This is a genomic window from Rhodococcus sp. FH8 (genome assembly GCF_019266085.1).
GTDB lineage: Bacteria > Actinomycetota > Actinomycetes > Mycobacteriales > Mycobacteriaceae > Rhodococcus_F > Rhodococcus_F qingshengii.
On sequence record NZ_LPNQ01000065.1, the window covers coordinates 215,074 to 228,526 of the forward strand.

Sequence of the window (13,453 nt, forward strand, 5' to 3'; positions counted from 1 at the left end):
CCGTCAGTACGGATCGAACTGAATGACCTCGGCCGGCGTTCCGGCCTCGATCAATCGATCACGCGTCGACCGAACCATGGCCGCCGATCCGCACACCAGGACCTGATGTTCGGTGAACGCACCGTACGACGCGACGACGTCGGCGAGCGTGCCTTCGATGAGATGATCGTCGCCGAATCCGATGTCGACGTTCAACCGGTCGAACCATCCGTCGGGCGGGCCGCCGTCGGAGAGATCTTCGACGACAGGAATGGGCTGCAACCACGGAAACTGGTCGGCGAGCAGCCACAGCATGTCCGCAGCGTAGAGATCACGAAGCGTTCGGCCACCGAAGAAGAGGTACACCTGCGGCGGGTTCGGGGTCTGAGCCAGATCGAGAATGATCGACCGGAGTGGGGCCAAACCGGTTCCGCCCGCGACCATGATGACGGTGGGGCCGTTCTCGTCGACGGACAGGTTGCCGCGCGGGTCGAGGATCTGCCAGACGTCACCAGGCTGGGTGTCCTTGACTATCGAACCGCTGACCCAACCACCGGGAACCGTCTTGACGTGAAACTCCAACTTCCCGTCGTGTGAGGGAGGCAGTGCGGGGGAGAGTCGACGGAGCAACCGCGAATTCTGCGGGACGCTGACGTCGACGTACTGGCCCGGTCGGAACGGGACGACGTCGCCGACAAGACGAACAACCGCCAGATCCTCACGGAGACGGTGATGTTCGACGACTGTGCTCGACCAGGTTCGCTGGGCCATGAAAGTTCTCCTGTAGTCAGTAGAGCGGGTCGTGCCGGATCTGGTCGAGCGGAGTTCCGCCGGCACGCAAGGCGTAGACGGTTGTCTTGATCATCGACGGTGACCCCGAGATCTGCACCTGACGGTCGGCCCACGAACCGAACTGCGCGACCACTTTTCCGATCGGTCCGATCAGCCGGCTGTGCATTCCGAACGGTGGTTCGAGCACCGGTCCGTTGTGCCACCAAGGGTTTTCGGGTTCTTCGGAAACCGGCACGACGGTCAACCACGGGTTGCTGAGCGAGATGTGCCAGAGGGTTTCGAGGTCGTAGAGATCGCACGGATAGCGGCCGCCGACGAACAGGTGCACGCGCGGGTTGTGCGCGCGTTGAGACATTTCCATCACCTGTGCCCGCAGTGGAGCGATACCGGTGCCGGACCCGATCATGAGAACGTCACGGTCGCTGGTGAAGTCGACCTCGAGACCGCCGAGGGGAGTGGACATGACCCAGCGGTCACCGACGTTGGTTTCGCTGACGATCGCGGGGCTGACCCATCCTCCCGACACCTTGCGGATGTGGAACTCGAGCTGACCGAAAGGGTTGGTCGGAATCGCCGGTGAGTAGTACCGCCACATTTTCGGGCGCTGGGGAATCTGAACACCTACGTATTGCCCCGCCCCGTACGGAATGGGTGGGTCGGCTTCGAGGCGCACAATCGCCAGATCGTCGAGGACTCGTTCGTGGCTGACCACGGTTGCGCCCCAGAGCGCCGGGGTCGTATCGGATTCGGCGCCGTCGGCCATCGTGCTGACGACGAGGTCGGTGAACTGAGACCAGGCCTCGTCCAGATCCGGCGTCCACTTGTAGCGGCTGTGCGCGCTCGTGCCGTACATCGACCGAACCGCACGCTTCAGAGCGACGCCGGCGGCCTCGTAGTGCTCACGCTCGACGCCGTAGCGACGGTGGTCGCGGCCGAGTTGGGTGAGGAACTTCCGGATTCGGCGATGCTGGGGCAGATTCTTCACGACGAACTCGATGGCTCTGAAGAAACGGTGGCCCTGCGATTCCATCCCGGCCGGGAACAATGAGCGGTACAGAGGATGTTCCGCAAAGAGGCCGGTGTAGAACACTGCCGAGAAGTGCGCACGGCTCTCTTCGTCGTCGGTCAGAGAATCGAGGCTGGATTGCAGACGGGCGATCACTGTCGGATCCAATCCATCCCCCTTTCGCACCAGCTGCAACTCTCGCCACAATTCTAGTACGGCTGAAAATGTGACCTACGAAACCAACTCGGCCTGGCGAAAACAAACTTGAGCGGAATAGACTCAAGTTTGTCCGCGTTGAGCATATTGACACAGTCGCAATACCAACCGGTCGCGGCTCTTCCCGTTCGACTTCGCCAGAAAGGTGACAAGTGGACTCGTTCACACCAACAACCAAGACCCAGGCTGCGATGACGGCTGCACTGCAGTCGGCGTCGTCGGCGGGTAACCCCGATATCCGGCCTGCCCATCTGCTGGTCGCATTGCTCGACCAGACCGACGGCATCGCTGCCCCACTACTCAAAGCTGTAGGCGTCGACCCCACGGTCGTACACCGTGAAGCACAGGCAATCGTCGATCGCCTGCCCAAGACAACCGGCGCAAGCTCCACCCCGCAACTCGGGCGTGAGGCACTCGCGGCACTCACTGCTGCTCAGCACCTCGCCACCGAGATGGACGACGAATACGTCTCCACCGAGCACGTCCTCTACGGACTGGCCGGCGGCGACTCCGACGTCGCACAGTTGCTCGTACGTCATGGCGCTACCCAGGACGCATTGCGTGAAGCCTTCACCACCGTCCGCGGCAGCGCTCGCGTCACCAGCCCGGAGCCCGAAGGCACCTACCAAGCGCTGGAAAAGTACTCCACCGACCTCACCGAAGCTGCACGTAGCGGCAAGCTCGACCCGGTGATCGGTCGCGACACCGAGATTCGCCGTGTCGTGCAGGTGCTCTCGCGTCGTACCAAGAACAACCCGGTACTCATCGGTGAGCCCGGCGTCGGCAAGACCGCGATCGTGGAGGGCCTTGCCCAACGCATCGTCGCGGGTGACGTCCCGGAATCGCTGCGAGGCAAGACCGTCGTGTCCCTGGATCTCGGGTCCATGGTCGCCGGTGCCAAATTCCGCGGTGAATTCGAAGAACGCCTCAAGGCTGTCCTCGACGACATCAAGAACAGTGCCGGACAGGTCATCACCTTCATCGACGAGTTGCACACCATCGTCGGCGCCGGAGCCACCGGTGAATCCGCGATGGACGCAGGCAACATGATCAAGCCGATGCTCGCCCGTGGTGAGCTGCGGCTGGTCGGTGCGACCACACTCGAGGAGTACCGCAAGTACATCGAGAAGGACGCAGCACTCGAGCGTCGTTTCCAGCAGGTGCTCGTCGGTGAGCCCTCGGTCGAGGACACCATCGGTATCCTGCGCGGCCTCAAGGAGCGCTACGAGGTGCACCACGGCGTGCGCATCACCGACTCCGCGTTGGTGGCGGCTGCCGCGCTGTCGGACCGCTACATCACGTCGCGGTTCCTGCCGGACAAGGCCATCGACCTCGTGGACGAAGCCGCATCGCGACTTCGTATGGAGATCGACTCGCGTCCCGTCGAGATCGACGAGGTGGAACGCACGGTTCGCCGACTCGAAATCGAAGAAGTGGCACTCGAGAAGGAAACCGACGACGCGTCCAAGGCGCGGCTCGAGAAGCTGCGTCAGGAACTCGCGGACGACCGCGAAAAGCTCAATCAGCTCAGCACCCGCTGGCAGAACGAAAAGCAGGCCATCGACTCGGTGCGCGTGCTGAAGGAACAGCTCGAAACCCTGCGAGGAGAGTCCGAACGCGCTGAGCGTGACGGCGATCTGGGCAAGGCAGCCGAGTTGCGCTACGGCCGTATCCCGGCGCTCGAGAAGGAACTGGAAGAGGCAGCAGCCGCTTCCGGAGCTGCCTCCGACGGTGACGTGATGCTCAAGGAAGAGGTCGGGCCCGACGACGTCGCAGACGTGGTCGCAGCCTGGACCGGAATCCCCGCCGGCCGGATGATGGAAGGCGAAACCGAGAAGCTGCTCCGCATGGAGTCCGAACTCGGCAAGCGTGTCGTCGGCCAGACCGACGCCGTCGTCGCCGTCTCGGATGCGGTTCGCCGCGCCCGAGCAGGTGTCGCCGACCCCAATCGGCCCACCGGTTCGTTCCTGTTCCTCGGCCCGACCGGCGTCGGCAAGACGGAGCTCGCCAAAGCCTTGGCGGACTTCCTCTTCGACGACGAGCGCGCGATGATCCGCATCGACATGAGCGAATACGGTGAGAAGCACTCGGTGGCCCGACTCGTCGGTGCTCCTCCGGGATACGTCGGCTACGAAGCCGGTGGCCAGCTCACCGAAGCAGTTCGACGACGCCCGTACTCGGTGGTCCTCTTCGACGAGGTCGAGAAGGCACACCCCGACGTGTTCGACGTCTTGCTCGCAGTACTCGACGAAGGCCGACTGACCGACGGTCAAGGCCGCACGGTGGACTTCCGCAACACCATCTTGATCCTGACCTCCAACCTGGGATCCGGTGGCACGCGGGAGCAGGTCATGGATGCGGTACGCCACGCGTTCAAGCCGGAGTTCATCAACCGTCTCGACGACGTGGTCATCTTCGACTCGCTCTCCGAGGAGCAGTTGGAGCACATCGTGGACATCCAGCTCGAGCAGTTGCAGAAGCGTCTGGCTGCGCGTCGTCTCACCCTCGAGGTGAACGGTGCGGCTCGGATGTGGCTCGCAGTGCGCGGCTACGACCCGCTGTACGGCGCTCGGCCATTGCGTCGACTCGTTCAGCAGTCGATCGGCGACCAGCTCGCCAAGCTGCTCCTGGCCGGCAAGGTCCAGGACGGCGACACCGTGCACGTCGGTGTCAGCGAGGACGCGGATCAGTTGGTTCTCTCCTGATTCGGTAAGCGGAATGCCCCGTCGATCCACTTGGATCGGCGGGGCATTCGCATTTTGTTCTACCCTGGATGGCTGGATGCTCGAACCGGGGACGAGTGCACCCGCGCCTCTCCGAACGACTCCGACGCTCTTTCGTCCCAACCGAAGGTGAGCCAGGCATGACCGATCAGAACGATCCGCGTAACTCGGGTGGGCCGCGCCGTGAGGATCCCGAGGCGACCGAGGTGTGGGGGCGTACGCCCGACCAGCCGACGGAGCAGTACGGGACGGTGTCCGGCCAGAATCCGAACCAGCCGACGGAGTATTTCGGTCAGCCGCCGGGGGCACAGCAGTATCCGGGGGCACAGCAGTATCCCTACGGCGGACCGGATCAGAACACGGAGTACTTGGGGCAGCAGGGGCAGCAGCCGAATCCCACTCAGGCGTTCCCTGCCTACAACCCGCAGTTCGATCCGCAGGCGCCGCCGCCTGGTGCGACGCAGGCCTATCCGCCGTACACCGCTCAGCAGTACGGGAACCCGGATCAGTACGGGAACACGCAGCAGTACGGAAATACACAGCAGTATCCGGTTGCCGGTGGTGGCGGTGGAGTTCCGCCGGAACAGCCGTTCATCGACGATGGATCGTCGGGCGGCGGTAAGAAGCGCAAGCTCGCGACGTGGGTGGCCGCCGGTGTGGTCGGGATCCTGGTCGCCGTGATCGCGATCATCGCGTTCTCGGCGTTCGGCTCGAACGACAAGGGCACCCAGACCGCTTTCGTTCCCCCGACCACCACGACGCAGGCGCCCACCACGACACCGCCGAAGGCCAGCACCACGGCGCCGACTCCGACGACGGATTCTCCGCTCAGCCAGCTTCCAGGCGGGCTCGGCGAAGTCATCGGTGACGCCGGGGGAGCCGTCGGCACCGTGAAGTCGAACGACGGCGGCACGTTGGTCATCGATTCGATCGGGGGTTCGCAGGTGACGATTCTGACCACCGCGGACACCACGCTCATCGCGCTCAACCGCGCCACCATCGCCGATCTGCAACCGGGAGACAACATCGTCGTCGACGGAACGCCGGTGGAGAACGGCACGATGACCGCCAACACGATTCTGAGTACGTCGCTGCCGAAGTTCGGCAACTGAGTCGTTCACGACACATCGGGCGAGTCCACCAGGGTGTCGCGGGAGGTTGAGGCCGCGAGTCGCTACCCTGGAGGGTGATGACTGGAATGTGGTTCGGACTGGCAGCAATTGCACTCGCAGGCGCGGGTGCGCTTCTGTACGTCGACAGGACGAGGCGAGATCAATCCGGGCGAGTGCGTCAGATCTGGGCCAAGGCGCAGGGTTACACGTACACGGCCACTGACGATCAGCTGGCAGGCGAATGGCACCGCGCGGTCATGGCCAAGCAGGACTACCTCACTGCTACCGACGTCGTCCGCGGCCGCCGTCGCGGAGAGCAGTTCGTGCTGTTCGACCTGGAGGAGACCGCAACCATCGTGGCTGTTCGCCGCGAGATCGGGTCGGACGTCGACATCGATCTTCGGTTGAAGTCGACGGCTCCGCCCAAGGACGGCGACCTGAACCTGTTGGGTGCGATCGGTTCACGAGTCGTCTTCGCGACCGATCTCGAGATCGCACGTCGTGTCTGTGATCAGCGCATGGTGGCGTTCACCGAATCGGTTCCGCCGTCGATCAGCATGCTGTGGAGCGAAGGGCAGTGGACGCTCGGTTCGCTTCCGGTGACCAGTAACGGCCGGGACTGGGACGCGGCAATCGAGTCGGTTGCGCGCCTGTCCGGCATTCTGCATGTCCTGCCTCCCGTCACCGATCCCAACGAACTCGAGGTCGATCACGATCCGAGCCGCCCGCGGCCGGGCGCCGAGAAGTCTCGCCCAACTCCGGATCCGGTAGAACAGCCCCGTTCGCGTCAAGAGCAGCCGCCCCGTGACGCTCCGCCGCGTGAATTTGCCCCGCGTGAGTCCGCACCGCGTGAGCCCGCACCGCGGGAATCTGCGCCACGTCCGGATCAATCGCTGCGCAAGCCCGAGGCGGCTGACAAGCCGGCTCAGCGCCCGGCGTCGCAGCGCTCGGGCACAATTCGTCCGGTCGACTGACCTTTAAGGTTCCCGTCCAGGCGCGATAACCACTAGCGTGGCCGGTATGTCGACTTCCCACTCGGATCGCCCTGTGCGTCCCGTTGCCCTGGTGACCGGACCCACCTCTGGTCTCGGCGCCGGTTTCGCCAAGAAATACGCCTCCCTCGGATACGACCTGGTTCTCGTCGCACGTGACGAGGTCAGATTGCACGACCTCGCGTCCGAGTTGAAGACGATGTTCGGCACCGAGTCGGAGATTCTGGTTGCCGATCTCGCATCGGAGGCCGGACGCGACACGGTCGCGCTTCGTTTGGAGAAGGGCGTCGAGGTGTTGGTGAACAACGCCGGATTCGGTACCTCCGGCGAGTTCTGGACCGCCGATCCGGCGCTCCTTCAGTCTCAACTCGACGTCAACGTCACCGCCGTGATGCGGCTGACCCGTGCGGCGCTGCCCAGCATGATCGCGTCGGCGCACGGAACGATTGTCAACGTGGCGAGCGTCGCGGGCCTGCTGTCCGGGCGGGGTTCGACGTATTCGGCAAGCAAGGCCTATGTCATCTCGTTCACCGAAGGGCTGTCCGGCGGGTTGGCCGGGACGGGAGTGCGCGTGCAGGCGCTGTGCCCGGGCTTCATTCGCACCGAGTTCCACGAGCGCGCGGGCATCGAGATGTCCACGATCCCCAAGCCGATGTGGCTGAGCGTCGACCAGGTGGTTGCGGCGTCGATGAAGGATCTCGGTGACGACAAGGTCATCAGTATTCCGGGATTCCAGTACAAGGTCCTCACGACGGCCGGGCGTCTCGTTCCCAAGGGGCTGGTTCGCCGGCTGACCAACATCGTCGGACGTGGCCGCGGGCGGACGTAGCCCAGAGGCGGAAGCCGGACGTAGCCCAGAGGCAGAAGCCGAACACAAGGCAGTGGTCGGTAGGCTGAGCACTCATGAGCGATCGTGAGGATTTGGCTGCGCTGGTGCGCGAATTGGCTGTTGTACACGGAAAGGTGACGTTGTCCTCGGGCAAGGAAGCCGATTACTACGTCGACCTTCGCCGCGCGACACTTCACCACAAGGCAGCGCCGCTGATCGGCTCGCTGCTGCGTGAACTGGTCGCGGACTGGGATTTCGACGCCGTCGGCGGTTTGACGATGGGCGCCGACCCGGTTGCCATGGCGGTGATGCACGCTCCCGGCCGACCGATCGATGCGTTTGTCGTCCGCAAGGCCGCGAAGGCCCACGGGATGCAGCGCCAGATCGAGGGCCCGGACATCGTCGGCAAGCGTGTCCTGGTTGTCGAGGACACGACCACGACGGGCAATTCGCCGTTGACAGCAGTGAAGGCCCTGCGCGAGGCAGGGGCCACCGTGGTCGGAGTCGCTACGGTCGTCGATCGCGCGACGGGTGCGGATGCGGTGATCGGTGCCGAGGGCGTCGAGTACCGCTCGCTGCTGGGCCTGGAAGATCTGAACCTGAGCTGACGCCCCGTGAGTGGTTAAGGAGTCCCTGCACTCCTCAACCACTCACAGGGGTCAGTCGCCTACGGTGACGGCGAGTGCTTCGTCGACGCTGTGCGGCGCGGGATCGTGGTCGTCGACGTGAGCGAGAACCTTACGTCCGCTCGACAGGACGAATACGGCGGCGAGGGTGAGCACCGCGCCGACCCAGAACGGCATGTGGACGTTGGATTCGCCGAGCTTGCCGGCTACCCACGGAGCAGCGGCGCCGCCGACGAATCGAACGAAGCTGTAAGCAGCCGAGGCGGTCGACCGCTCCACGGGAGCTGAGATCATGACGGTTTCGGTGATGAGTGTGTTGTTCACGCCGAGGAACAAACCGGCGAGGACGACACCGACGATCAAGACGATCTTGTTCTCGGTGAACAGCGCCATCATGCCCAGGTCGAGTGCGAACAGGGTCAGTGCCAGCATCATCATCGGCAGGGTGCCGAAGCGTCGTTGCAGGCGAGGGGCGAGGAAAACCGACGAGATCGCCAGCATCAGGCCCCAACCGAAGAAGATGAATCCGATCGGGTACGCCCCCATGTCGAGGGGGAACGGCGTGTACGCGAGCAGCGTGAAGAATCCGTAGTTGTAGAGCAGCGCGGTGATGGCAACGGTGAGTAGCCCGCGGTGCCGCAACGCCTGGAAGGGCGCAGCGATGGACGTGTGGTGTTCGGGCTTGGGTGCGCTCGGAAGCATCACCACGATGAGAATGAAGGCGACCGCCATCAGGGCTGCGACGCCGAAGAACGGTGCGCGCCAGCTGATGTCACCGAGAACTCCGCCGACCAGCGGTCCGACTGCGATACCGATGCCCAATGCAGCCTCGTACAGGATGATCGCCCGTGCCACGCCGCCGCTGGCCGCGCCGACGATTGCCGCGAGCGCCGTTGCGATGAACAGTGCATTGCCGAGTCCCCAGCCCGCACGGAATCCGACGATCTGGCCGATGGTGCTGGAAGCGCCTGCCAGAGAAGCGAACACGATGATGATGGCAAGGCCTGCAAGAAGTGTTTTCTTGGCGCCGATGCGGCTGGACACCACACCGGTGATGAGCATGGCCACGCCGGTGACGAGCATGTAGCTGGTGAACAGCAGCGAAACCTGCGACGGTGTGGCGTCGAGTTGTTCGCCGATCGGCTTGAGGATCGGATCGACCAATCCGATGCCCATGAAGGCGATGACGCTGGCAAAGGCTACCGCCCACACCGCTTTCGGTTGTTTCAGGAGGCTCGGCGGAGCCTCGTTCTGGTGCGTTGATGTCGCGGTCGTGTTGCTCACGGCCACCTCCTTTTCAGTGGTGGGTGTTTCAGCTGGGATCGGAAGTCTTGATGATGGACCGCAATTCGGCCAATCCGTCGGCCAGTTTCTTGATCTGCTCAGGCCCGAGTTCGACGAAGTGGGGGACTAGAGCGTCGGCGATCTCGTTTCGACCGTCGTTCAAGATCTTTCGGCCCTTGTCCGTCATGGCCACTCGAACTGCCCGGGCGTCTTCGGGGTCGGCGCGGCGTTCGACGTAACCGTTCTCGCCGAGTTTGCGCAGTAGTGCAGTGGCAGAGGGCTGCGAGCTTCTGTCGAGTCGAGCGAAGTCGCTGATCCGCATTTCGCCGTATTCCTCGAGTAACGAGAGTGCGCGCAGCCAGGCGCGTGGGTACTGATCGGACGCGAAGGAGCCTGCCAGCTTCGCGAAGCGGTGCGTATTGCTCACGAGGTCGACGAGTAGTTCGTGCAGTTGCTGTTCTTCGTCTGTCACGAAGAATATTATTGCATAGGTTAACTATGTAAATCAACGAGTCCGTGGAAGGTGGTCCGTCACGGCGGTGGCTACCAGCGACGGCACATCGAGGTCGGGTGCGACGAGTGCGAGGCTTCGATTTGCCGCCAGCACTGCGATGCCGTGGGTTCCGGTCCAGATGTTCAACGCAGATGTGGTGGGATCGGAGGCGTCGGCCTCTTCGGTCAGGGATTGCAGGGCGGCGAAGAGTGGGAGAGAAGACTCTCGGAGGTTGCTGCCTGCGCCCTCGAGGAGGTCGTGGCGAAACATCAACTCGAACATCGCCGGTCGCTCCTGGGCGAATGACACGTATTCGATTGCTGCCGAGATCAATCGGCTACGAGCGGATTGTTTGCCGGCGAGGACGGGATCGAGTCTGTCGGCGAGATCGCGCAGGCCGTGTGAGGCAATTGCGGCTAGCAGGCTGTTGTGGGTCGGAAAGTATCTCCGCGGGGCGCCGTGCGACACGCCCGCTCGACGCGCTATCTCCCGTAGCGTCAGTTCTGTGGCGCCGTCGGCATCGAGAATCTCGACGCCGGTGGCGACGAGTGTTTCGCGAAGGCTGCTGACAGTCATGGAAGACAGTGTCTACTATTCTCGACGTAGACACTGTCTACTAGACGGAAAAGGTGATGCCCTGTGCTCTATTGGCTGTTCAAATACGTCCTGATCGGCCCGGTCCTCTGGCTGTTCGGGCGGCCGACGATCGAGGGTCAGCACCACATCCCCAAGAAAGGGCCGGTGATTCTCGCCGGCAACCATCGGGCAGTCGTCGACTCGTTCTTCCTGGTTCTCATGGTGCGCCGACGCATCACCTTCGTCGCGAAGAGTGAATATTTCACCGGGACCGGTGTGAAGGGCGCGATGCAGCGCTGGTTCTTCGGTGGGGCCGGTCAGGTGCCGATCGACCGTAGCGGCGCCGACGCCTCCCGTGCGGCGTTGGACACGGCCATCGGGATTCTCGACAAGGGTGGTGTCTGGGGGATCTACCCCGAGGGAACACGATCACCCGACGGTTGCCTGTACAAGGGAAAGACCGGAGCGATTCGAGTTGCCTTGGAAACCGGGGCGCCGGTCATTCCCGTCGTCGTACACGGCGGCGACGCAGTCAACCCGCCGGGTACGCGGATGTGGCGCTTCAGCAAGGTCCGGATCACGGTAGGGGAGCCGATCGACTTCTCTCGGTACCGCGAACTTCGTGGCTACCAGGCCGTCGTGCGTGCGGCGACGGACGAATTGATGGCAGTGCTCTGTGACCAGTCGGGGCAGGAATACGTCGATGTCTACGGCGCGGACGTCAAATCCGGCGATGCCGCCTGAGTGACCCAGTACGGTCGCTGTTGGACGTGTAACCAACAGGAGGATTGTGATGGCGGGCAAGTGGGGCATCGAGCACGCAGTTTTTGCGGCGGCGACGGCAGCGACAGTGGTCGGGGCAGTAGTCGGTAACGAGCGGGTTCAGCAGATCGCGAAGCCGTTGATCGCACCCGCTCTGGCCGCCCGAGTGCTGCGCAAGCGCTCGGAGACGGAAACTGCCGATACCGCACTGCTTCTGGCCGGTCTCGCCGCTGCAACTGTCGGCGACGTGTTCATGATCGACCCGGACAACGATGCTCGTCTGATCAAGGGCGCGTCCTCGTTCGCGGTGATGCAGGCCAGTTACTCGGCGCTCCTGCTGCGCCGCGGCGCTCGGCCGACCCGCGCTGCCCTGCGGCCCCGCATCAGCGGTTGGTCGACGGCGTCCGGACTGCTCCGTGCCAAGGCCCCGAGCGTGTCGACGCCGCTCACCGGATACGGATTGATGTTGGGAACCACCTCGACGTTGTCGGCGGACCCCGCTCTGGCACCGCAGTCCAAGGCCGTGCTCGACGTGGTCGTCCCGAACAAGGATCGACGCTCCTGGCTCGGATTGGGCGGAGTGCTCTTCACCGCATCCGACGGACTGATCGTGGTGCGTCGTCTGTTCATCCGCGGGACCGCCGGCCGCGCTGCTGCCGAGGGTGTGATCCTGGCGTCGTACGCGGGAGCGCAGCTGATGCTGGTGGAGGGCATGTTGGCGCTGGGGCGCAAGAAGAGCGTCTAGTCTTTCACAGGCACAGCATGATTCGGTCTCGGTTCTTCGGGTCCACCATGACGGTGACCGTGGATCCGGGAGTGATCTTGTCTTTGTACTCGGGTCGGATCTCGTACTCGATCCGGCCCGAGTACGAATCGGAACCTGGAACCGTGAGGTGGAGTGCGAGCTTGGCCAATTCGCCGTCGACGGTTCGGCGCAGGGGTGTGACGGTGTCGATTCGTGCCCACCCTTCGAGGCCGTGCTTTTCGAGTTTGCGCTCGGCGCGGGTCGGGCGGTTGGCCCATGCCATTCCGAATCCGAGAACCGAGCCGAAAGCGGCGAGCAGCCCGCCGATCTGATAGGGCAGCGTGCCAGGTGGGGTGTGCTCGACCAGCCATCCGAGCCACACGGCGAGCACGATCAGATACCCCACCGCGATGAAACACACGGTGTGTACGACGCGACGGTGATTCATCAGATTTCCTCCACATCCAGGATAGCCTGACCGGATGAGCGAACCGAACGTCTTCATCACCGGTGCTGCGGCTGGAATCGGGCGGGAGACGTCGCTGTTGTTCGCGCGCAACGGATACCGCGTCGGCGCGTTCGACATCGACGACGCCGGCCTTGCCTCCTTGCAGGCCGAGATCGACGGTTTCGGCGGCAGTGTCGTGACAGGTGTCCTGGACGTCACCGATCCGGACGGATGGGCGCAGTGTCTGGCCGATTTTGCCGGGGAGTCCGGGCGTCTGGACATCCTGATCAACAATGCGGGCGTGCTCTCCTCGGGACGGTTCGAGGATATTTCTCTTGCGGCGCATCGCCGGATGGTCGACATCAACATCACCGGCACCCTCAACGGCACGTACACGGCTTTCCCGTACCTCCGCGATACCGTCGGCGCCCAGGTGGTCAATCTGTGCTCCGCTTCGGCGATCTACGGCCAGCCCGAACTGGCGACGTACGGTGCAACCAAGTTCGCGATCCGCGGCCTGACCGAGGCGCTCGATCTGGAATGGGCACAGCACGACATCCGTGTTCTCGCGCTCTGGCCGTTGTTCGTCCAGACCGCGATGGTCACTGGAATGGACACCGGAGCCACCAGATCGTTGGGTATCAAGCTGACTGCAACCGACGTCGCGCAGGAACTGTGGGCGGCCACACGCGGCGCCGGACGGATGCACAAGGTTCACTACCCGGTCGGAACTCAGGCGAAGCTCTTCCTCAGCGCGTCGCGGTTCTCGCCCGCGTGGCTCTCACGGCTGATGAACAAGCGCGTCACCAGCACTTAGTCGACCGCACGATAGAGTGCACTGTCGGCTGTTGCTGGGCCAAGATGACGTGT

General features: G+C 63.7%; 14 protein-coding genes. 8 read left to right on the forward strand and 6 right to left on the reverse strand.

What is annotated here, in order from left to right:
* Nucleotides 1-3: 3 nt before the first annotated feature.
* Nucleotides 4-750 carry an FAD-binding oxidoreductase gene (locus ATN38_RS15345; RefSeq protein WP_003944435.1) on the reverse strand — a complete coding sequence of 249 codons (747 nt, stop codon included), beginning with the start codon at nt 748-750 and terminating at the stop codon, nt 4-6.
* 16 nt (nt 751-766) lie between these two features.
* Nucleotides 767-1,963, reverse strand: coding sequence for an FAD-binding oxidoreductase (locus tag ATN38_RS15350; RefSeq protein WP_217018515.1), 1,197 nt, complete (start codon nt 1,961-1,963; stop codon nt 767-769).
* A gap of 182 nt (nt 1,964-2,145) precedes the next feature.
* On the opposite strand from ATN38_RS15350, the gene clpB reads away from it, so the two are divergent.
* From clpB to pyrE, 5 genes are all read left to right on the forward strand, one after another.
* Entirely contained in the window at nt 2,146-4,698 is a 2,553-nt protein-coding gene (clpB, locus tag ATN38_RS15355; RefSeq protein WP_007726750.1) for an ATP-dependent chaperone ClpB, read from the forward strand.
* Nucleotides 4,699-4,856: 158 nt separating this feature from the next.
* The gene (locus ATN38_RS15360) at nt 4,857-5,828 is read left to right on the forward strand and encodes a hypothetical protein (protein ID WP_064688856.1); all 972 of its coding nucleotides are present in this window, start codon (nt 4,857-4,859) and stop codon (nt 5,826-5,828) included.
* A gap of 86 nt (nt 5,829-5,914) precedes the next feature.
* A complete protein-coding gene (locus tag ATN38_RS15365) occupies nt 5,915-6,802 on the forward strand; it encodes a hypothetical protein (RefSeq protein WP_003944407.1) in 888 nt (295 codons plus the stop codon).
* A gap of 46 nt (nt 6,803-6,848) precedes the next feature.
* Nucleotides 6,849-7,649: an SDR family oxidoreductase gene (locus ATN38_RS15370; protein ID WP_037131478.1), complete on the forward strand. Its 801-nt coding sequence runs from the start codon at nt 6,849-6,851 to the stop codon at nt 7,647-7,649.
* A gap of 74 nt (nt 7,650-7,723) precedes the next feature.
* Nucleotides 7,724-8,257 carry an orotate phosphoribosyltransferase gene (gene pyrE / locus ATN38_RS15375; protein ID WP_003944385.1) on the forward strand — a complete coding sequence of 178 codons (534 nt, stop codon included), beginning with the start codon at nt 7,724-7,726 and terminating at the stop codon, nt 8,255-8,257.
* Nucleotides 8,258-8,308: 51 nt separating this feature from the next.
* On the opposite strand, the gene ATN38_RS15380 is transcribed toward pyrE, so the two are convergent.
* Genes ATN38_RS15380 through ATN38_RS15390 form a run of 3 tightly spaced genes read right to left on the reverse strand, consistent with a single transcriptional unit; the run spans nt 8,309 to nt 10,628 of the window.
* Nucleotides 8,309-9,565, reverse strand: coding sequence for an MFS transporter (locus ATN38_RS15380; RefSeq protein ID WP_003944384.1), 1,257 nt, complete (start codon nt 9,563-9,565; stop codon nt 8,309-8,311).
* Between the two features lie 22 nt (nt 9,566-9,587).
* Nucleotides 9,588-10,031, reverse strand: a complete 444-nt coding sequence (locus tag ATN38_RS15385) for a MarR family winged helix-turn-helix transcriptional regulator (RefSeq protein WP_003944339.1) — start codon at nt 10,029-10,031, stop codon at nt 9,588-9,590.
* A 33-nt stretch (nt 10,032-10,064) separates the two neighbouring features.
* Nucleotides 10,065-10,628 carry a TetR/AcrR family transcriptional regulator gene (locus ATN38_RS15390; RefSeq protein ID WP_007726755.1) on the reverse strand — a complete coding sequence of 188 codons (564 nt, stop codon included), beginning with the start codon at nt 10,626-10,628 and terminating at the stop codon, nt 10,065-10,067.
* A gap of 63 nt (nt 10,629-10,691) precedes the next feature.
* Between ATN38_RS15390 and ATN38_RS15395 the strand changes: the two genes are divergently transcribed.
* Nucleotides 10,692-11,372: a 1-acyl-sn-glycerol-3-phosphate acyltransferase gene (locus ATN38_RS15395; RefSeq protein WP_003944312.1), complete on the forward strand. Its 681-nt coding sequence runs from the start codon at nt 10,692-10,694 to the stop codon at nt 11,370-11,372.
* Between the two features lie 49 nt (nt 11,373-11,421).
* A complete protein-coding gene (locus ATN38_RS15400) occupies nt 11,422-12,135 on the forward strand; it encodes a lysoplasmalogenase (protein WP_007726757.1) in 714 nt (237 codons plus the stop codon).
* 4 nt (nt 12,136-12,139) lie between these two features.
* On the opposite strand, the gene ATN38_RS15405 is transcribed toward ATN38_RS15400, so the two are convergent.
* The gene (locus ATN38_RS15405) at nt 12,140-12,583 is read right to left on the reverse strand and encodes a hypothetical protein (protein ID WP_218748207.1); all 444 of its coding nucleotides are present in this window, start codon (nt 12,581-12,583) and stop codon (nt 12,140-12,142) included.
* Nucleotides 12,584-12,617: 34 nt separating this feature from the next.
* Between ATN38_RS15405 and ATN38_RS15410 the strand changes: the two genes are divergently transcribed.
* Nucleotides 12,618-13,400 (forward strand): SDR family oxidoreductase, encoded by a 783-nt coding sequence (locus ATN38_RS15410; protein ID WP_192712069.1) that lies wholly within the window; start codon nt 12,618-12,620, stop codon nt 13,398-13,400.
* Nucleotides 13,401-13,453 lie beyond the last annotated feature (53 nt).